The organism is Amycolatopsis sp. cmx-4-83 (genome assembly GCF_046548815.1).
Taxonomy (GTDB): domain Bacteria; phylum Actinomycetota; class Actinomycetes; order Mycobacteriales; family Pseudonocardiaceae; genus Amycolatopsis; species Amycolatopsis pretoriensis_A.
The window spans coordinates 1-18945 of sequence record NZ_JAEBEF010000017.1 but is presented as its reverse complement, the minus strand read 5'-3'; the positions used below and the strand labels follow the sequence as shown (position 1 = coordinate 18945).

Annotated in this window: 18 protein-coding genes and 1 pseudogene; 8 read left to right on the top strand and 11 right to left on the bottom strand. The window is 72.2% G+C overall.

What is annotated here, in order from left to right; genetic code table 11:
• The first annotated feature begins 19 nt into the window (after positions 1 to 19).
• Positions 20 to 2605: an FxSxx-COOH system tetratricopeptide repeat protein gene (gene fxsT, locus ACLJQM_RS40930; protein ID WP_410635715.1), complete on the top strand. Its 2586-nt coding sequence runs from the start codon at positions 20 to 22 to the stop codon at positions 2603 to 2605.
• A gap of 11 nt (positions 2606 to 2616) precedes the next feature.
• On the opposite strand, the gene ACLJQM_RS40925 is transcribed toward fxsT, so the two are convergent.
• The 7 genes from ACLJQM_RS40925 to ACLJQM_RS40895 all read right to left on the bottom strand — a co-directional run bounded on the left by ACLJQM_RS40925 (position 2617) and on the right by ACLJQM_RS40895 (position 8293).
• Positions 2617 to 3078: a tRNA (cytidine(34)-2'-O)-methyltransferase gene (locus tag ACLJQM_RS40925; protein ID WP_360771111.1), complete on the bottom strand. Its 462-nt coding sequence runs from the start codon at positions 3076 to 3078 to the stop codon at positions 2617 to 2619.
• A gap of 3 nt (positions 3079 to 3081) precedes the next feature.
• Complete coding sequence (locus ACLJQM_RS40920; protein WP_247023217.1) at positions 3082 to 3504, bottom strand: acyl-CoA thioesterase; 423 nt, start codon at positions 3502 to 3504, stop codon at positions 3082 to 3084.
• Between the two features lie 16 nt (positions 3505 to 3520).
• The gene (locus ACLJQM_RS40915) at positions 3521 to 4465 is read right to left on the bottom strand and encodes a TAXI family TRAP transporter solute-binding subunit (protein WP_410635713.1); all 945 of its coding nucleotides are present in this window, start codon (positions 4463 to 4465) and stop codon (positions 3521 to 3523) included.
• Positions 4462 to 5847, bottom strand: coding sequence for a sensor histidine kinase (locus ACLJQM_RS40910; protein WP_410635712.1), 1386 nt, complete (start codon positions 5845 to 5847; stop codon positions 4462 to 4464). The genes ACLJQM_RS40915 and ACLJQM_RS40910 overlap by 4 nt, the downstream gene beginning before the upstream one ends.
• A 4-nt stretch (positions 5848 to 5851) precedes the next feature.
• Positions 5852 to 6520: a response regulator transcription factor gene (locus ACLJQM_RS40905; RefSeq protein ID WP_247023220.1), complete on the bottom strand. Its 669-nt coding sequence runs from the start codon at positions 6518 to 6520 to the stop codon at positions 5852 to 5854.
• Between the two features lie 7 nt (positions 6521 to 6527).
• Entirely contained in the window at positions 6528 to 7838 is a 1311-nt protein-coding gene (locus tag ACLJQM_RS40900) for an MFS transporter (protein ID WP_410635710.1), read from the bottom strand.
• Between the two features lie 80 nt (positions 7839 to 7918).
• Positions 7919 to 8293: a hypothetical protein gene (locus tag ACLJQM_RS40895; RefSeq protein WP_410635708.1), complete on the bottom strand. Its 375-nt coding sequence runs from the start codon at positions 8291 to 8293 to the stop codon at positions 7919 to 7921.
• Positions 8294 to 8583: 290 nt separating this feature from the next.
• On the opposite strand from ACLJQM_RS40895, the gene fabG reads away from it, so the two are divergent.
• Positions 8584 to 9288, top strand: a complete 705-nt coding sequence (gene fabG, locus ACLJQM_RS40890) for a 3-oxoacyl-ACP reductase FabG (protein WP_410635707.1) — start codon at positions 8584 to 8586, stop codon at positions 9286 to 9288.
• Between the two features lie 34 nt (positions 9289 to 9322).
• Positions 9323 to 10090: an enoyl-ACP reductase FabI gene (fabI, locus tag ACLJQM_RS40885; RefSeq protein ID WP_247023224.1), complete on the top strand. Its 768-nt coding sequence runs from the start codon at positions 9323 to 9325 to the stop codon at positions 10088 to 10090.
• A 4-nt stretch (positions 10091 to 10094) separates the two neighbouring features.
• On the opposite strand, the gene ACLJQM_RS40880 is transcribed toward fabI, so the two are convergent.
• Together ACLJQM_RS40880 and ACLJQM_RS40875 are read right to left on the bottom strand one after the other, a co-directional pair.
• Entirely contained in the window at positions 10095 to 11255 is a 1161-nt protein-coding gene (locus ACLJQM_RS40880) for a Cmx/CmrA family chloramphenicol efflux MFS transporter (RefSeq protein ID WP_410635705.1), read from the bottom strand.
• A 72-nt stretch (positions 11256 to 11327) separates the two neighbouring features.
• A complete protein-coding gene (locus ACLJQM_RS40875) occupies positions 11328 to 11909 on the bottom strand; it encodes a TetR/AcrR family transcriptional regulator (protein WP_410635704.1) in 582 nt (193 codons plus the stop codon).
• 86 nt (positions 11910 to 11995) lie between these two features.
• On the opposite strand from ACLJQM_RS40875, the gene ACLJQM_RS40870 reads away from it, so the two are divergent.
• On the top strand, positions 11996 to 13039 hold the full coding sequence (locus ACLJQM_RS40870; protein WP_360771131.1) for a ferrochelatase: 1044 nt from the start codon (positions 11996 to 11998) through the stop codon (positions 13037 to 13039).
• Here ACLJQM_RS40870 and ACLJQM_RS40865 read toward each other — a convergent pair.
• Both ACLJQM_RS40865 and ACLJQM_RS40860 read right to left on the bottom strand, forming a co-directional pair.
• Positions 12981 to 13487, bottom strand: coding sequence for a GNAT family N-acetyltransferase (locus ACLJQM_RS40865; protein ID WP_410635702.1), 507 nt, complete (start codon positions 13485 to 13487; stop codon positions 12981 to 12983). The two genes, ACLJQM_RS40870 and ACLJQM_RS40865, sit on opposite strands and share 59 nt — an antisense overlap.
• A gap of 13 nt (positions 13488 to 13500) precedes the next feature.
• The gene (locus ACLJQM_RS40860) at positions 13501 to 14298 is read right to left on the bottom strand and encodes a hypothetical protein (protein ID WP_360771136.1); all 798 of its coding nucleotides are present in this window, start codon (positions 14296 to 14298) and stop codon (positions 13501 to 13503) included.
• A gap of 100 nt (positions 14299 to 14398) precedes the next feature.
• Between ACLJQM_RS40860 and ACLJQM_RS40855 the strand changes: the two genes are divergently transcribed.
• The 4 genes and pseudogenes from ACLJQM_RS40855 (at position 14399) to ACLJQM_RS40840 (ending at position 18611) form a co-directional block, all read left to right on the top strand.
• Positions 14399 to 15796: an ATP-binding protein gene (locus ACLJQM_RS40855; protein ID WP_410635700.1), complete on the top strand. Its 1398-nt coding sequence runs from the start codon at positions 14399 to 14401 to the stop codon at positions 15794 to 15796.
• Positions 15793 to 17757: a hypothetical protein gene (locus ACLJQM_RS40850; protein WP_410635699.1), complete on the top strand. Its 1965-nt coding sequence runs from the start codon at positions 15793 to 15795 to the stop codon at positions 17755 to 17757. The genes ACLJQM_RS40855 and ACLJQM_RS40850 overlap by 4 nt, the downstream gene beginning before the upstream one ends.
• Positions 17758 to 17979: 222 nt before the next feature.
• A pseudogene (locus ACLJQM_RS40845) lies at positions 17980 to 18087 on the top strand (transposase); the annotation flags it as partial.
• Positions 18039 to 18611, top strand: coding sequence for a transposase (locus tag ACLJQM_RS40840; RefSeq protein WP_410635698.1), 573 nt, complete (start codon positions 18039 to 18041; stop codon positions 18609 to 18611). The pseudogene ACLJQM_RS40845 and the gene ACLJQM_RS40840, both read left to right, overlap by 49 nt.
• Positions 18612 to 18945: the final 334 nt, after the last annotated feature.

Here is an 18945-nt window from a genome sequence, read left to right as displayed (position 1 = left end):
GAACGTGAGGAGACGGGGGTTGGCGGTCGGGGAGCAGGGGCGGAAGCTGCCGGCGCGGCGGGTGTTCCTCAGCCACACCAGTGAGCTGGGTGAGTGGCCGAAGCCGCGGTCGTTCGTGGCGGCGGCGAAGGACGCGGTGGCCGCGGCCGGGGATGCGGTGGTGGACATGTCCGCCTTCACCGCCCGGGACGCGACACCGGAGCAGCTCGATCGGGAGATGCTGGCCGAGGCGGACATCTACGTGCTGATCGCGGGTTTCCGCTACGGCACGCCGGTGCGGGGCCGTCCGGAGGTCTCCTACTGCGAGCAAGAGTTCGAGTTCGCCACCGCCGCCGGCATGGAGCGGCTGGTGTTCGTGCTGGCCGAGGACACCGAGGGGCCACCGGCGCTGATCCGGGACCTGGAGCACGGCCGCGAGCAGGAGGCGTTCCGCAAACGGCTGCCCGACAGCGGTCTCACGATCACCAGGGTGTCCTCACCTGGCGAACTGGCAGCCAAGCTTGAGCGTGCGCTGAATCGGGTTCCTCGCTCCCGGCCGGAGTCGAAGCTCGCGGGCCGGATCTCGAACATCCCCGCGCGTACGGCGACCTTCACCGGTCGCGACGAGCTCCTGAACAGCCTGCGGGCGGCGTTGTGTTCGGGGCAGCCGGCGGTGGTGCAGGCACTCAACGGGATGGGCGGAGTCGGCAAGACCACGACGGCGATCGAGTACGCCCATCGTCACGGCGAGGACTACGACGTGGCGTGGTGGGTCCCGTCGGAAGACCCCAGCCTCGTCCTCGGACACCTCGCTGACCTGGCGCAGTCCCTGGGCCTGACCACCGGGCAGGATTCGCCGGCGGTCGCGGTGTCCCGGCTGCGTGGGGCGCTACGGTCTCGCGGCCGGTGGCTGGTGGTGTTCGACAACGCCGAAGACCCCGCCGCCCTGCGACCGCTGCTGCCCACCGGGGGCGGGCACGTGATCATCACCTCCCGCAACCCCGACTGGGACGACATCGGTGCTGCGCTGCCGGTGCGGCAATTTACCCGCCCCGAGTCGATCCAGCTGCTGCGAACCCGTTGTGACCGACTCACCGAATCCGACGCCGACCGCATCGCGAATGCCCTGGGCGACTTGCCCCTGGCTGTGAATCAGGCAGCACGCCTGCTGGCGACAACCGGTCTGACCGTCGAGGACTACCTCGAACTGCTCTCCGAGCGCACCGATGAACTGATGGCCCGCCAGGAGATGGGCAGCAGCTATCCCGTCTCGCCGGCTGCGGCGTGGACGCTGTCGTTCGACCAGCTCGGCAGGGACCACCCCGCCGCTTTGAGCACGCTGACGCTGGTGGCCTGGCTAGCCCCTGAGCCGGTGCCACTCGCCCTGCTCACCCACCAGGACGGCGACGCCGGGGCTGCCGCGAGGGATCCGCTGGCCTTCGCCGACGCCACGGCCGCGCTGCGCGGCCGGGGGATGGCCGAGGTCACTACGACGACCATCCAGCTCCACCGGGTTCCCGCCGCGCTCCTGCGGGCCCGCACCCACGACGACATCGTCATCGAGGGCGACCGAGACTCGACGTGGCCGGTCTCCGCGGTCCGGCTGCTGAATGCCGGGCTGCCCGACGATCCCTGGAGCAACCCGCCGAGCTGGCCTCGCTGGCGGGAGCTACTCCCGCATCTGCTGGTCGTGTGTGACCCCGACCGCGCATGGCAGCCGGCAGCGGACGAAGTCGCTCACCTGCTCGACCGCACCGCGACCTACCTCCAGACCCGTGGTGACCCCCGCGTGGCACTGCCGCTGTTCCGGCGGGCGTACGCACTTCGCAAGGAATTCCTCGGCGAGGACAACCCCGGCACCCTCGCCTGCGCCAACAACCTCGCCCTCGGCCTCAGCGATCTCGGCGAGCACCAGCAGGCCCGTCAGCTGAACGAAGACACCCTCGCCCGCCGTAAGCGCCTCTCCGGCGACGACGACCCCGGTACCCTCACCGCGGCCAACAACCTCGCCCTCGGCCTCAGCGATCTCGGCGAGCATCAGCAGGCCCGTGAGCTGAACGAGGACATCCTCACCCGTCGCCGGCGGGTCCTTGGCGACGACGACCCCGGTACCCTCACCGCGGCCAACAACCTCGCCGTCAACCTCGGCAACTTGGGCGAGCATCAGCAGGCCCGTGAGCTGAACGAGGACACTCTCTCTCGCCGCAAACGCGTTCTCGGGGAGGACCACCCCGACATCCTCACCTCCGCCAGCAATCTCGCCCTCGACCTCAGCAACCTGGGCGAGCATCAGCAGGCCCGTGAGCTGAACGAGGACACCCTTGCCCGCCGAAAACGCGTTCTCGGCGACGACCACCCCCGCACCCTCACCTCCGCCAGCAGACTCGCCGTCGACCTCAGTAATCTGGGCGAGCACCAGCAGGCCCGTGAGCTGCACGAGGACACCTTCGCCCGCGCCAAACGCGTTCTAGGCGAGGACCACCCCTATACCCTCATCTTCGCCAGCAATCTCGCTGCCGACCTCAGAAACCTGGGCGAGCACCGGCAGGCCCGCGAGCTGGCCGAAAACATCCTCGCCCGTCGCAACCGCCTCCTAGACAACGAAGACTCCGGCGAAATCACGTAGCTCCGGTCAGGTCAGGCGCCCGCGAAGCCGTTCTGCCGCCAGGCTTCGTAGACCGTGATCGCCGCCGTGTTGGCCAGGTTCAGCGACCGGCTGGTCGGCAGCATCGGCAACCGCACGCGGTCGGTCACCTCCGGGGCTTCCTGCACCGAAGCCGGCAACCCCACCGACTCCGGCCCGAACAGCAGCACGTCTCCCGGTCCGTACGCGACGTCCGTGTACAGCCGGGTCGCGTTGGCGCTGAACGCGTACACCTTCGCCGGCAGCAGCGCTTCCCAAGCGGCGGCAAGGGAAGCGTGGACGTGCACCCGGGCGAGGTCGTGGTAGTCGAGCCCGGCCCGGCGCAACTGCTTGTCCTCCAACGTGAACCCGAGCGGCTCGATCAGGTGCAGTTCGCAGCCGGTGTTGGCGGCCAGGCGGATCGCGTTGCCGGTGTTCGGCGGGATTTCGGGGTGGTAGAAGAGAACCCGGAACACGGCTCAGCCCTCGAGCAAGGCCGCGTAGACCTTGCGGACCGCGTCCGGCGGCGGGGCCGGCCGCAGCGTCGCGGGATCGATGAACACGTACCGGAGGGTCGCCGCCTGCAGCAGCGTCTCGCCGCGGTGGATCTCGAAGTCGAAGATCAGCGATGTCGTGCCGAGGTGGTTCAGGTACTGCGAGACGACCAGTTCTTCGTCGTAGCGCGCGGGCGCGCGGAACTTCAGGTTCGCCTCCGCGACCACGACATCGGTGCGGTGGGCCAGGAACTCGTCGTGCGAACCGAACAGCGCCTTCTCCGCCTCGAACGCGCACATGTCCACATAGGCCAGGTAGTGGGCGTTGAAGACGATGCCCTGGCCGTCGCACTCGTGGTAGCGCACGCGCAGCGGCATCCGGACGATCGGTCGGCGGGGTTCGGTCACGAGCCCAATCTAGCGCTCAGCCGTGCAGCGCCCGGTAAGCGGCCGCCGCACCCGGCTGCAGGGGGACCGGCTGCGTGCCGATCAGCGTCCGCACGTCGAGGAACTGCGTCCCGACGGCTTCGGCGGGCACCAGCGCGGTCGCGCGCTCGACGAGCAGCCGGACCACCGCCGCCGCGACGTCGTCGGGCAGGGCGGGGGAGCAGACCAGCAGGTTCGCCACGCCGATCGTGCCCAGCGCGCCGACCCCGCGGTAGGCGCCGTCGGGCACCTGGACCTGGTCGTACACCGGCCCGTACGCGGCGCGCAGCGCGGGCACCACCGGATCCAGCGGCAGCAACGCGATCGGCGTGGTGCGGGTGAGCTCGGCGAGCTTGGGCGTCGGCACGCCGCCGGACCACAGCATGGCGTCGATCCGGCGGCCGGCCAGCGCCCGGACGGCGTCGTCGAACAGCAGGTGCCGCGCGTCGACCACGACCCCGGCCTTCGCGAACAGGCGCTCGCCGAGCTGCGCCGCGCCGGAGCCGCCCGCGCCCAGCGACACCGGACGGCCCGCGAGGTCGGCCAGCCGGCGCACCGGCCCGTCGGCGCGCACCACCAGCTGCAGGTAGTTCTCGTAGACGCGGCCGAGCGCGAGCAGCGGTACCTTCGCCCCGAACGGCGCCCCGCCGGTGATGGCCGTCTGCGCGACGTCGGTGAGCGCCAGCCCGAGGTCCGCCTGGCCGCGGCGGACGAGGTCGACGTTGGCGACGCTGGCCTCGGTCGGCACGGCGGTGGCGTGCAGCAGCGGCTCGGCGCGGCTGAGCTCGGCCGCGAGGAGCTCGGCGAAGGCCAGGTAGAAGCCGCCGCGTTCGCCGGCCGCGATGGTGACCGTCCGCTCCGCGCCGCGGTACCCCGACGTCGAACACCCGGCCAGGGCGAGGCCGAGGCCGCCGAGCAGGGCGGTGCGCCGTCCGACGGTCATGGCGCCTCCGGCAGCGTGACACGGACTTCGAGGCCGTGCGGCTCGGCCCGGCGCAGTTCGAGGACGCCACCGCGGGTGCGCACCTGCTGGTGCGCGATGGCCAGCCCGAGGCCGGTGCCGCGCGGGGCGCCTTCGCCACCCGCGCGCCAGAAGCGTTCGGTGGCCCGCGCGCGATCCTCAGTGGACAGTCCGGGGCCGTCGTCGCGGACGACGAGGGTCGCCGTCTGCGGGCCGGCTTCCCAGTCCGTCGTGATCTTCGCGCCGCGGCCGGCGTAGTGGACGGCGTTGTCGAGCAGCACGTCGAGGATCTGCGCGAGTTCGCCTTCGGGGCAGCGCACGGTGACCGGCTCGTCGTGCCCCGGCGGGGGGACGATCACCGAGCCGGCGTCTTCGGCGGCCGGCCGCCAGGCGTCGACGCGCTCGGCGAGCACGGAAGCGAGGTCGCACGCCTCGTCCGCGCCCCCGGCCGCCACGCGGGTCGCGGTGCTCTCGGCGAGCGCGAGGGCCAGCAGCCCGTCGAGGAGCTTTTCCAGGCGCTCGACCTCGGCGACGGTGGCCCGGTAGGTGGCGCCGTCGCCCTCGACCTGGTGGGCCAGGGAATCGACGCGCAGCCGCAGCGCGGCCATCGGGTTCCGCAGCTGGTGCGAGGCGTCGGCGACCAGCCGGTGCTGCTGGTCGGCGGCCTCGAGGACGGCCTCGGACATCCGGTTGACCTCGGCGGCGAGCGACCGCAGCTCACGCGGTCCGGCCTTCTCCGGGACGTGCGCGCGGTGCCCGGCGGCGACGGCGAGCACGCCGGTCTCCAGCTCGTGCAGCGGCCGCACCATCCACCGCGCGAGCACCACGGCCAGCAGCACGAACAGCACCGCGACCAGCAGCGCGCCGGCGGCGATGGTGCCCCAGCGGGTGGCGACGTCCGCGGCCGCCGCCGTCACCGACGCCCGCAGCACGACCACGCCGGAGACGCGGGTGCCGGTGCCGACCGGGCGGGCGAAGTAGGCGGGGTCCGCCGACCACGGCGAAAGACCGTCGACGCGCGGCGCCGGCTCGTTGCGCATGGTCGCTTCGACCAGCGCGTGCACCGCCGGGTCGGCCGCGGTCAGCCCGCCCGCCTGCACCAGCGGGACGCGCCGGGCGTCGACGATGACCACACCTTCGCCGTACAGCTCGGCATAGCGGGCCGCGTCGGCCGCGAGGGCCGCCGGGTCGCGGGTGTCGACGGCCTGCTGGGCCAGCACGACGAACCGGTCGACGTCGGCGGTGCGGGAGATGACCAGCTGCTGGGTGCGCTGCTCGGCGGTGGCGGTCAGCAGCGGCACGGCGAACGCGGCGACGACGGCGAGCGCGAGGGCCACCAGGACCACCAGCAGCCGGGTGCGCACGGCGTCAGTCCCGGCCGAGCCGGTAGCCGAAGCCGCGGATGGTGGTGAGCAGGCCGGGCCGGTCGAGTTTCGCGCGCAGCCCGGTCAGGTGGACGTCGAGCGAGCGAGAGACGGCGAGGTAGGCGTCGCCCCAGACCTCGTCCATCAGCTGCTGGCGGCTGACCGCGGTGCCCGGGCGGGCGGCGAGGACGGCCAGGATCTCGAACTCCTTGGTGGTGAGCCCGGCGTCGTGCCCGGCGACGAGCACCCGGCGCGCACCGAGGTCGATCTCGACGTCCTCGACGCGCACGACGTCCCCGGCAGGGGCTTCGCGGGCGACCGCGCGCCGCACGACGGCGTCCATCCGGGCCAGCAGCTCGGCCAGCCGCACGGGTTTGGTCAGGTAGTCGTCGGCGCCCAGGCGCAGGCCGCGCACGACCGAGCGTTCGTCGCCGCGGGCGGTCAGGACGATGACCGGAACCGGCGACACCGCGCGGATCTTGCGGAGGACGTCGAGCCCGTCGAGGTCGGGCAGGCCCAGGTCGAGCAGGACGAGATCGGCGTCGCGGTGGCGGTGCAGCGCGTCGGCACCGCGGCCGACGCTGGTGACGGGATGACCGCGCGCGTGCAGCGACTCGGCGAGCGCGCCGGCGACACCCGCGTCGTCTTCGACGAGGAGCACGCGCACGGTCATCCCCTTGTCAGCGCTCTTCCAGCTCGGAGGTCTTCGAGGTTTCCCGCATTGTGCCGTAGACGATCAGGGAGACCAGGACACAGCCCGCGACGTACCAGAAGAACACCGTCTCGTGGCCCGCGCTCTTCAGCGCCTGCGCGATGAGCTCGGCGGTGCCGCCGAAGATCGCCACGGTCAGCGCGTAGGGCAGGCCGACGCCGAGCGCGCGGATCTTCGTCGGGAACAGCTCGGCCTTCACGATGGCGTTGATCGAGGTGTACCCGGCGACGATGACCAGCCCGGCCAGCACGAGGAAGAACGCGCCGACGGGGTTGCGGGTCGAGCCCATCACGGTCATCAGCGGGACGGTGAGCAGCGTGCCGCCGATGCCGAAGAACAGCAGCAGCGGGCGGCGGCCGATCCGGTCGGACAGCTTGCCGGCCAGCGGCTGCAGGATCGCCGCGACGAGGATCGCGCAGAACAGCACGATGGTGACCTGCCGCCGCGGGATGTGCGCGGTGTTTTCGAGGAACTTCTGGCTGTAGGTGGCGAAGGTGTAGAAGCCGACCGTGCCGCCGAGGGTCAGGCCGACGACGAGCGCGATCTCCTTGGGGTACTTGGCGAGTTCCCGCAGGGTGCCGCGGCTGCCCTTGTTCTCGCCGGCTTCGCGGACGTAGCTCTCGGACTCGTCCATGCCGCGGCGCAGCCACATGACGGTGAGCGCGGCGAGCGTGCCGACGACGAACGCGATCCGCCAGCCCCACGACGTCAGCTGCTGTTCGGTGAGGATCGCCTGGAGGATCAGCTGGAGGCCGAGTGCGAGGAGCTGACCGCCGTAGAGCGTCACGTACTGGAAGCTGGAGTAGAAGCCGCGTTTGCCGGGAGTGGCCACTTCGGACAGGTAGGTCGCGGAGGTGGAGTACTCGCCGCCGACCGACAGGCCCTGGATCAGCCGCGCGATCAGCAGCAGGATCGGCGCGGCGATCCCGATCGTGTGATAGCTCGGCGTCACGGCGATGAGCAGCGACCCGCCCGCCATGAAGGTCACGGAGAGCACGAGCGCGCTGCGCCGCCCGAACCGGTCGGCGAACCGGCCGAGCATCCACCCGCCCAGCGGCCGCATGAGGAACCCGACGGCGAACACGGCGGCGGTCCCCAGGAACGCGGCCGTGGTGTCGGTGGTGGGGAAGAACGACTTGGCGAAGTAGGTGGTGAAGGCCGCGTAGGCGTACCAGTCGTACCACTCGATCAAGTTGCCGATGGAGCCGCGCAGCACGTTGCCGATCACGCGCTTCTCGCTCACGGCCCCGCCGGCGGTGGGGCTGATCCGGGTTGTCATCGTCGACCTCCTGTGTTGCGACTCACGGTGACGAAGGGGTGAGCGGGCAGCAAGGTCGGCGGCGGGTTCCTAACACGGCCTTAGGACGGTCGTGGGCCAGGTGGCGTGCCGGCCCGCGCGCCACCATGCTCGGCGAACGAGCCGATCCTGTGCCCGGCTTCTTCCGGCCGCGCGTACGTGCCGCGCGGGCCGGTGGCAGCATCCTCGATGGCGGTGTCGCGAGGGAGCCGCGAAACCGAGAGCCGGACCACGAGCCCGGCGGCCCGCAACGCTCGGTCCCGGACGGTGACCTCGGCGATGGCGAGCGAGCCGGCCACCCGCGCACCGGCAGGCTTGAAGCGGACCTCGATGGACCTCGACGGCGTGAAGCCGACCTCCGCAGCGTCGGCGAGGTGGGCGCTGCGGCCGCGTTCCCGGGCTTCGCGGGGCAGCCATGACCCGGCGGTGCGCGACAACCCCTCCGGCTGAGCCGTCCCGGTGACGCTCTGTGGCCCACATCGCACCTCGCCAAAAGTGAGAGCAAGAACGCATCCGCGTCCCGATCGGCCCCCGCCCGCCCGACTTCGTCACGCTCCGTTCATCTACCGACGGGTACTTTCACCGTCCTCTTACGTCCCCGCCCGCCGGCGCGAACCAACCCCGCCTCCCGCCCCCGCACGCACGCAGGCACCCTGCGCGACCCGCGAGCACTGCCGATAGCCTCGTGCCCGACATCTGCGCACGGGCGACGAAGAGGGAGAACACTGTGGGACGGTCGGTCTTGGTCACCGGGGGCAACCGGGGCATCGGGTTGGCGATCGCCCGGGACCTCGCGGAGCAGGGGTACCAGGTCGCCGTCACGCACCGTGGTTCGGGGGCGCCCGAAGGGTTGTTCGGGGTGCAGGCCGACGTCACCGACACCGAGCAGGTCGACGCCGCCTTCAAGCTCGTCGAGGAGCACCAGGGGCCGGTCGAGGTGCTGGTGTCCAACGCCGGGCTGACCGACGACACGCTGCTGATGCGGATGAGCGACGAACAGTTCGAGCGCGTCATCAACGCCAACCTCACCGGCGCCTACCGGGTCGCGAAGCGCGCCTCGCGCGGGATGCTGCGCGGCAAGTGGGGCCGGTTCGTCTTCATCTCCTCCGTCGTCGGCCTCTCCGGCTCGGCCGGGCAGGCGAACTACGCCGCGTCGAAGGCCGGCCTCGTCGGCTTCGCGCGGTCGCTGGCCCGCGAGCTGGGCTCGCGCAACATCACCTCGAACGTCATCGCGCCCGGTTTCGTGCACACCGACATGACCGACGAGCTGCCCGAGGACCGCAAGAAGGAGATCCTCGCGCAGGTGCCGTCCGGCCGGTACGCCGAGCCGTCGGAGATCGCCGCCGCCGTGCGGTACCTGGCTTCCGACGAGGCCGGCTACGTCAACGGGGCCGTGCTGCCCGTCGACGGCGGCCTCGGCCTCGGCCACTGATTCCCGTTACCCGAACACCAGACCTGGAGGACCCGTGCCCGGACTGCTCGAAGGCAAGCGCCTGCTGATCACCGGCATCATCACCGACGCCTCGCTCGCCTTCCACGCGGCCAAGATCGCGCAGCAGGAGGGCGCGACCGTGGTGCTGACCGGTTTCGGTCGCATGTCGCTGGTCAAGACCATCGCGAAGCGGCTGCCGGAGCCGGCGCCGGTGCTCGAGCTCGACGTCACGAACTCCGAGCACCTCGACAGCCTCGCCGACCGGATCCGCGAGCACGTCGACGGGCTCGACGGCGTGCTGCACTCGATCGGCTTCGCCCCGCAGAGCTGCCTCGGCGCGCCGTTCCTGGACGCGCCGGCCGAGGACGTCAAGACCGCGGTCGACGTCTCCGCGTACTCGTTCATGTCGCTGTCGAAGGCGTGCCTGCCGCTGCTGGGCCGCGGCTCGTCGATCGTCGGCATGGACTTCGACGCCCGCGTCGCGTGGCCGGTCTACAACTGGATGGGCGTCGCGAAGGCCGCGCTCGAATCGGTCAACCGGTACCTGGCCAAGGAACTCGGCCCGCAGGGCATCCGGGTCAACCTGGTCAGCGCGGGCCCGATGAAGACCATGGCCGCGAAGTCGATCCCGGGCTTCTCCGACCTCGAGGACGGCTGGGGCGACCGCGCCCCGCTCGGCTGGGACAGCTCGGACCCGGACCCGACGGCGAAGAGCGTCTGCGCGCTGCTGTCGGACTGGCTCCCCGCCACCACCGGCTCGATGATCATGGTCGACGGCGGGGTCCACGCCCTCGGCATCTGACCCGTCACACCGCGATCGGCTCGCGGTCGTCGTTCCGCTGGACGACGGCCGCGGCCGTGAGCGCCACCAGGGTCGCCGCGCCGAGCGCCATGCCGGTCCAGGCGACGCTCGGGTAGCCGAGCCCGGCGTCGATCGCCACGCCGCCGAGCCACGGGCCGACGGTGTTGCCCACGTTGAACGCCGCGGTCGTGCTGGCGCCGGTGAGCGTCGGCGCGTCGCCGGACACCTGGTAGGCGCGCACGTTCAACGCCGGGTTGGCGCCGAACCCGGCGACGCCGAAGGCCAGCACGGCCGCGACCGCGACAACCGTGTCGGTGGTCGAGGCCAGTACGGACAACGCCGCCAGCGCGAGGCCGATGCTGCCGTAGAGCGTCGCGAACGGCCGCCGGTCGGCGAGCCGCCCGCCCACCGTGATCCCCAGCAGCGCGCCGACGCCGAACAGCGCCAGGACGCCCGGTACCCACTCCTCGGGGAGGCCGTCGGTCTCGGTCAGCAGCGGCGCGAAGTAGCTGAACGCGGCGAAGACCATCGCCTGGCACAGCGCCACCACGCCGAGCGCCAGCCAGACCCGGCCGCTCCGGTACATGCGCAGTTCGCCGCGGACGCCGCCGGTGCCGCCGGTCGTGTCCGGCACGAGGGCCGCGACGCCGGCCGCCGCGAGCAGCGTCACCACCGCGACCGCCCAGAACGCCGTCCGCCAGCCGGCGTGCTGGCCGAGGAACGTCCCCGCGGGGACGCCGGCGATGTTCGCCACGGTGAGGCCGCCGACCAGGACCGCCATCGCGCGGCCGCGGCGGCCGGCCGGCACGAGCGCGATCGTCGTCGCCGCCGCGACGGCCCAGAACCCCGCGCAGGCGAGCGCCGCCACGACCCGCGTCGCGAACAGGAGCGCGTACCCCTCGGCGAGCGCGCCGACGACGTGCGCCACGACGAAGACGGCGAGCATCGCGAGCAAGGTCCGTCGGCGGGGGAGACGCAGGGTGCCGATGGCCAGCAACGGCGCCCCGACGACCATGCCGACCGCGAAGGCGGAGATGAGCAGCCCGGTGTCGGGGATGCTCACGCCCAGGTCGGCGGCCATCCCGGGGAGCAGGCCGGTGATCATGAACTCGGACGTGCCCAGCGCGAACACGCTGAGCCCGAGGACGAAGACGGCCAGGGGCACGGGCCCTCCTTGGTTGTGTATCGATCAGTTCAAAACTGCGGCAAACGAAAGGGAACTCGGTCCAGAACGGGGTCAGTGCGCGACGATCGAGGCGAGCGCGAGATCGGCGACGGCGTGCATGGCCTCGCGGCTCGTGCCCCGGCGGGCCATCACCCGCAGGCCGGAAATCGTGCTGAGCAGGAACTCCGCCACGTCGGCCGGCGCCAGGCCGTCGCGCAGGCTGCCGTCGAGCACGCCCTCGCGGGCGCATTCGGCGAACATGGCGAGGTTCTGGTCGGTGTCGCTGCGCAGCGCGGCCCCGACCTCGTCGTCCGGCAGGCCGAGTTCGGCGAGGGTGTTGACCACGAGGCAGCCGCGGGGGCGGTCCCGGTCGGCGTCGACGGCGGTGTCGAGCACCGCCGCGAGCCGCTCGGCCGCGGTGCCCGGGCCGTCCAGGATCGCCTTCCGCTTGCCCAGTTCGCGGTTCGTGTAATGCGTCAGTGAACGCTGGAAGAGCGCCCGCTTGCTGCTGAACGTGTTGTAGACGCTGCTGCGGCCGAGCCCGGTCGCCGTGCACAGGTCCTGGGTCGACGTCGCCTCGTAGCCGTGCTCCCAGAACGCTTCCATCGCGCGCTCGACGGCGGCGGACTCGTCGAACTCCCGTGGCCTGGCCATGGCACCACCGTAGCAGGGTTTTGGACCGATCGATTCACAACCGGGCCGGGTCAGCGTGCGGGCCGCCACATCGGCAAGATGGCGGGGTGGGATACGACGCGTTGCTGTGGCTTTCGTTCGGCGGTCCGGAAGGGCCCGAGGACGTCATGCCGTTCCTCGAAAACGTCACCAGGGGCCGGGGTGTCCCGCGGGAGCGGCTCCTCGAGGTCGCCGAGCACTACCAGCACTTCGGTGGGGTTTCGCCGATCAACAAGCTGAACCGCGACGCGATGGCCGCGGTCGAGAAGCAGCTTTCGGCCGCCGGGCTGGACCTCCCGGTGCACTTCGGCAACCGCAACTGGCACCCGATGGTCGAGGACACCCTCGCCGAGCTGACGGCGGCCGGGGCGAAGCGGGTCCTGGTGTTCCCCACGAGCGCGTACGGCGGCTATTCGGCGTGCCGCCAGTACGACGAGGACATCGAACGCGCCCGCGCGGCGGTCGGCGACGGCGCGCCCGAACTGGTGAAGCTGCGCCAGTTCTTCGACCACCCGCTGTTCGTCTCGGCGGTCGCCGACGGGGTGCGCGCGGCGCACGCGTCGCTCGGTGACGTCCCCGGCGTCCGCACGGTGTTCACCGCGCACTCGGTACCCGAAAGCGCGGACAAGGCGTCCGGTCCGCCCGCGGAAGGCGGCCGCCGGTACTCGCGGCAGATCGCCGAGGCGGCCCGGCTGGTGGCGGCCGAAGCGGGCATCGCCGAGTACGATGTCGTGTGGCAGTCGCGGTCCGGGCCGCCACAGGTGCCGTGGCTGGAGCCGGACATCGTCGACCACATCGACGCGCTGCACGCCCAGGGCGTCCCCGGGGTCGTCGTCTCGCCGATCGGGTTCGTCTCCGATCACCTCGAGGTGATCTGGGACCTGGACAACGAGGCGGCCGAACGCGCGGCCGAGCACGGCATGGCCTTCGCCCGCGCGGCGACCGCGGGCGGCGACCCGCGCTTCGCCGAGCTGGTGGTCGAGCTGATCCGGGAGCACACGAACGACGTGGCCCCGCGCAAGCTGTCGCCGTTCCCGGTGGGCGGCTGCACGGTCAACGGCGCGCCGTGCGCGATCGGCTGCTGCGAACCGGCGAAGCGCCCGGCTCGCTGAGCCGGACCTGCATCAAGTGGGGTGAGCGCGCGAAGCCGTGGCGCTCGTAGGCCGGGATGGCGCGGGTCGACGAGTGCACGGTGACCCGCTCCAGCCCCAGTTCCCCGGCCAGGCGCAGGGTCTCGCGGATCAGCAGGCCGCCCAGGCCGCCGTCGCGGGCCTCGGGCACGACGTACACCGACTGGACGTCGCCGCACGCCCGCGAGAAGGCCGGCGGGGTGGGCACGCGCGCGATGATCGCGAGGAACGCCATCCCGAGCACCTCGCGGTCGCGGACGAGAACGAGGCACCGGTGGGTGGCCGCGTTGTCCCGCGTCCACGCGGCGAACTCCCGGACGAACCGGTCGCGGCCGGTCGCGGGCAGCCCGTCCTGCTCCGCCACCCACCGCCACCGCAGCGCGGCGACGGCTTCGAACTCTTCGGGACGGGCGAGGCGGACTTCCGGCATGCCGTCCGCCCGGTCAGGCTTCGCGCGCCGGTTGTTCGGCGAACACCCGCACAGCTTCGTTGACCGCGGCGCACCGGGCCGTGCGGACCGCGTCCGACAGCGGCCGCAGCGCCTGGGCGCGCAACGTCGACGCCGAGGCCGACAACGCGCCGCCCGGGTCGTCCGTGGAAGCGACCACGAGGATCGCCGCGATCTCTTCGGCCCGCTGCAGCACCCGCAGGGCACGCCCGGGCGTGCCGGCCGGCCAGTCGACGTCCGGGCGGGAACGCAGGTGCGCCGACAGCTCCGCGCGCACGCCGGGCCGGTCCGAAGCCACGTCGAGCGACTGCAGGGCGCCCGCGCTGGCCCGGATCGCGTCGGTCAGCCCGTGCTCGGCCTCGGCCAAGCCGAAGTACTCGGGCCGGGCGGGCGAAGCCAGCGAGTAGACGGTCCACCGGACCAGGCCTTCGGCGATCGGCTCCGGCACCAGGCCGAAACCGAGGTCCGCGAGCACCACCGCGTCGCCGGCGCGCACCGCCGCGTCGGTGAACGGACCGCCGCCGCCGAGGCCGCGGACGTCGCCCGGGACCGGCAGGACGAGCTGGAGGGATTTCGCTCCCTGCGAACGCAGCGCCATCAGCAGCTGGACGGGGGTAGCGGCCCGGTTGAAGGCCAGCGGCAGCTGGAACGCCTCGGCGGCAGCTGCGTCGGCGGCCACGACATCGTGGGCTTCACCCCACGCGAGCAGGGCGTCGAGCACATCGTCGGACGCGGCGGCTCCGTTCAGCCACGCGCTGGACCACACCGCGAAAGTCGCACTGGGACGGCACACGACGCCCTATTTTACCGGCTCCGCCCGAACCGGCAGAGCGCGCCCACGCTGGAGTCGCTCCACATCGACGCACCGCCGATCCGGCAGTAGCGTCGAGCGGGTGAACGCTGTTCCAGACGCTCTTCCCCGCACCGCCGGGGCCCTGCGCGCGGCCGGGTACGAGCCGCGCCCGATCGCGCGAGAGATCCACGACAACCTGCTGACCGCCCTCAAGAACGGCGAGGACGCGTGGCCCGGCATCGTCGGGTTCTCGCGCACCGTGCTGCCGCAGCTCGAACGCGCGCTGCTGGCCGGCCACGACGTCGTCCTGCTCGGCGAGCGCGGGCAGGGCAAGACCCGCCTGCTGCGCACCCTCGCCGGCCTGCTCGACGAGTGGACGCCCGTCATCGAAGGCGCCGAGCTGGGCGAACACCCGCTCCAGCCGATCACCCCCGCGTCCCTGCGCCGGGCCGCCGAGCTCGGCGACGACCTGCCGGTGGCCTGGCGCCACCGCTCCGAGCGCTACACCGAAAAGCTCGCCACGCCCGACACCTCCGTCGGCGACCTGATCGGCGACGTCGACCCGGTCAAGGTCGCCGAAGGCCGCAGCCTGGGCGACCCCGAGACCATCCACTTCGGCCTGGTCCCGCGCGCCCACCGCGGCATCGTCGCCATCAACGAGCTGCCTGACCTCGCCGAGCGCATCCAGGTCGCGCTGCTCAACGTGATGGAGGAGCGCGACATCCAGGTCCGCGGCTACACGCTGCGGCTGCCGCTGGACGTCCTGCTCGTCGCCACCGCGAACCCCGAGGACTACACCAACCGCGGCCGGATCATCACCCCGCTCAAGGACCGCTTCGGCGCCGAAATCCGCACCCACTACCCCCTGGACGTGGAGTCCGAGATCGCGGTGGTCAAGCAGGAGGCCAACCTCGTCGCGGAAGTCGGCGAGCCGCTGCTCGAGGTGCTCGCCCGGTTCGTCCGGAACCTGCGCGAGTCGACCGTGATCGACCAGCGCTCCGGCGTCTCGGCGCGGTTCGCCGTCGCCGCGGCGGAAACCGTGGCTGCGGCGGCCCTGCGGCGCGCGGCGCTGACCGGCGAAGAGCCGGCCGTGGCGCGGCCGGTCGACCTCGACGCCGTCCCGTCCGTGCTGCGGGGCAAGATCGAGTTCGAGCCGGGCGAGGAGGGCCGCGAGGTCGAGCACCTCGTGCACCTGATGCGCCGCGCGGTCGCCGAGACCGCGCGCGGCCGCTTCGCCGGGCTCGACCTGCGTCCGCTGGCCGACGCCGTCGAGGACGGCCACCTGGTCGCCACCGGCGAGCGCGTCCCGGCCAAGGACGTCCTCGCCGCGCTGCCGGAACTGCCGGTGCTGCACGAGGTCGCCCAGCGGGCCGGCGTCGGCGCCGACGAACCCGCCGGACGGATCGCGGCGGCCGTCGAACTCGCCCTCGAATCGCTGTTCCTGGCCCGGCGGCTCGCCAAGGACTCCGACGACGCGACGACCGTCTACGGCCGATGACCGCGGTCCCGCTCCCCGACGGCTACTCCTACGGCCCGTGGCACGACGGGCCGGACCCGCTCGCGCCGCCGGCCGACCTGCGTGACGCGCTCGACGAGATCGGCCGCGACGTGATGGCCGGGGCGTCGCCGCGGTCCGCGCTGGAGGAACTGCTCCGGCGCGGCACCGAGCGCACGTCCGGCCTGGACGAGCTGACTCGGCGGCTCTGGCAGCGCCGGTCGCAGATCCAGCGCCGCAACAACCTGGACGGCACCCTGCAGGAGGTCCAGCGCCTCCTGCAGGAGGCCCTCGACGCCGAACGCCGGGACCTGTTCCCCGACCCGGACGACGACGCCCGCTTCCGCGAGGCCCAGCTGGACGCGCTCCCGCCGGGTACCGCGGCGGCGGTCAACGAGCTGGCGAACTACGACTGGCGCTCGGCGCAGGGCCGCGAGAACTACCAGCAGATCCGTGACCTGCTCGGCCAGGAGCTGATGGAGTCGCGGTTCCAGGGCATGAAGCAGGCGCTGCAGAACGCCGGGCCCGAGGACGTCGAGCGGATCAACGAGATGCTCGCCGACCTCAACGACCTGCTCGTCGCGCACGCCCGGGGCGCCGACGACATCCAGCAGCGCTTCGACGGCTTCATGGCGAAGCACGGCGAGTTCTTCCCGGAGAACCCGCGCAACGTCGAAGAGCTGATCGACGCGCTGGCCGAGCGGTCCGCGGCCGCCCAGCGAATGCTGAACTCGATGTCGGCCGAGCAGCGGGCCGAGCTCGCCGAGCTGACCCAGCAGGCGTTCGGCGACCCGCGGCTGGCGCAGCAGCTGTCCCAGCTGGACTCCCAGCTGCGCGCGGCGCGCCCGGGCGAGGACTGGACGGGCTCGGAGCGCTTCCGCGGCAAGAACCCGCTGGGCATGGGCGAAGGCGCGCAGGCGATGGCCGACCTGGCGGAGCTGGACGCGCTGGCCGAACAGCTGGGCCAGTCCTACCCCGGCGCGAGCCTGGACGACGTCGACCTGGAGGCGCTCGAACGCCAGCTCGGCAAGGACGCCGGGGTCGACGCCCGCCGGCTGTCCGAACTGGAGCGTGAGCTGCGCCGCCAGGGCCTGTTCGAACGGGCCGCCGACGGCACGCTCCGGTTGTCGCCCAAGGCGTTGCGGCGCCTGGGCGAGACGGCGTTGTCCGACGTCGTGAACGCGTTGCGCGGAAAGACGGGCGACCGCGATACCGAGTCGGCGGGCGCGGCGGGCGAACCGACCGGCGCGTCGCGGCCGTGGCGGTTCGGGGACATGCAGCCGTGGGACGTCCCCCGCACGATCCGCAACGCCGTGCTGCGCTCGGTTTCGGTGGGGGAGCGCCAGGTCCGCCTGGACGTCGAGGACGTCGAGGTGGTGGAGACCGAGCACCGGTCGCGGGCGGCGGTCGCGCTGCTGGTCGACACGTCGTGGTCGATGGTGCAGGAAGGCCGCTGGCTGCCGATGAAGCGCACGGCGCTGGCACTGCACCAGCTGATCAGCACGCGCTTCCGCAACGACGCGCTGCAGCTGATCACGTTCGGCCGCTACGCGATGCCGGTGGAGCTGCCGGAGCTGATCGGCCTGGAGGGCGCGTGGGAGCAGGGCACGAACGCCCACCACGGCCTCCTGCTGGCCGGGCAGCACCTGCGCCGCCACCCGGACGCGCAGCCGGTGGTGCTGATGGTCACCGACGGCGAGCCGACCGCGCACCTGGAACCGGACGGCGAGGCGGTCTTCGACTACCCGCCCCAGGACCGGACGCTCCACAAGACACTGTCCGAAGTGGATCGGCTGGCGAAGCTGGGCGCGTCGATTTCGGTGTTCCGGCTCGGGGACGACCCGAGGCTGACGTCGTTCGTGGACCTGATCGCGCGGAGGTCGGGTGGCCGCGTGGTGGCCCCGGACCTCGACGGCCTCGGCGCGGCGGTGGTGGGTGACTACCTGCGGACGCGGCGCCGCTGAGGTTCCGGTCCGCCGGCCGGCCGCACCTCGGTCGAGGTGCGGCCGGCCGGCGGGCTAGGCGCGTGTCTGACAAAAGTTTCGGCTGGTGGCTGGGATGCTGCTGGTCGTGTCGCGGTTTTAGTTGCTCTCGGATGCCCAGTGGGCGTTGATCGAGGATCTTCTTCCGGTCCGTACCGGTAAGCGCAGGCGTCCGTTTTCCGATGCGCGAGCGATGGTCGAGGAATCATCTACCGCTATCGGTGCGGGATCGCCTGGCGCGACGTGCCGGCGGTGTCCGGTCCGTGGCAGACGATCTGGACCTGGCATCGCCGGACGGCCGGCGACGGAACCTGGGACACCGTCCTGCGGCGCCTGAGCCGCCTGAGCATGCGATCGGCCGCTCCCGCGGCGGGTGGAGCACCAAGGTGCACCATCTCGTCGACGGCAACGGCCGACCACTGGTCAGTCTGGTCGGTCCCGGCCAGGCCGGGGGCTCGTCGATGTTTCCGCACCTCATGCGGCACCTACGGATCCGCCGAGCCGGACGCGGCCGGGCTCGCACCCGACCCGACCGTGTCTGCGGCGACAAGGCCTGCTTCTCGCGGGCGATCCGCGGGCATCTGCGCGACCGCGGCATCACTGCGGTGATTCCGGAGCCTGCCGATCAGGCCGAGCATCGCAAACGCCGCGGCTCCCGCGGCGGGCGTCCACCCGCCTCCGACTCGGTCGACTGCCGAGGGCGCGATGTGATCCAACGACGGTTCACTTGCTCAAACAGTGGCGCGGGGTGGCCACTCGCTACGACTGTGAGGATGATCGGGTGCCGTCCGGTGCTCGGGTCTGACCCGCGATACGACCGGCCTTGGGTGCCTTGAGTTTGATCTGTCGACTCGGGTTCCGGGCGGTGCTTGCTGCCGCCGGACCAGCAGGATCGTGTCCCGATAGGGGCCTTGCCGCTAACAAGGCGCCATCACAGTCCTGACCGTCCCTGCCGGCCCGGCGACGGCCATCCGTTCCCGAGCCCTCAGGAGCCGAACAACCGTGCCCAGCATGACCCACCCCACAACGACCGGCCAAGACGACAGTTCGCCTGATGTGATCCTGGGCGTCGACACACACAAGGACATCCATGTCGCCGCCGTCATCAGCATTCACGGCGTCTTCCTCGGTAGTCGCAGTTTCCCCACCACCGCCGAGGGCTACCGCGAG

What these genes read in the sequence shown, in the direction of transcription:
- ACLJQM_RS40905 (WP_247023220.1), bottom strand. Translation starts at nt 6,520, where the DNA reads ATGACCGTGCGCGTGCTCCTCGTCGAAGACGACGCGGGTGTCGCCGGC.
- ACLJQM_RS40850 (WP_410635699.1), top strand. Translation starts at nt 15,793, where the DNA reads ATGACCGCGGTCCCGCTCCCCGACGGCTACTCCTACGGCCCGTGGCAC.
- ACLJQM_RS40900 (WP_410635710.1), bottom strand. Translation starts at nt 7,838, where the DNA reads ATGACAACCCGGATCAGCCCCACCGCCGGCGGGGCCGTGAGCGAGAAG.
- ACLJQM_RS40875 (WP_410635704.1), bottom strand. Translation starts at nt 11,909, where the DNA reads ATGGCCAGGCCACGGGAGTTCGACGAGTCCGCCGCCGTCGAGCGCGCG.
- ACLJQM_RS40865 (WP_410635702.1), bottom strand. Translation starts at nt 13,487, where the DNA reads ATGCCGGAAGTCCGCCTCGCCCGTCCCGAAGAGTTCGAAGCCGTCGCC.
- ACLJQM_RS40915 (WP_410635713.1), bottom strand. Translation starts at nt 4,465, where the DNA reads ATGACCGTCGGACGGCGCACCGCCCTGCTCGGCGGCCTCGGCCTCGCC.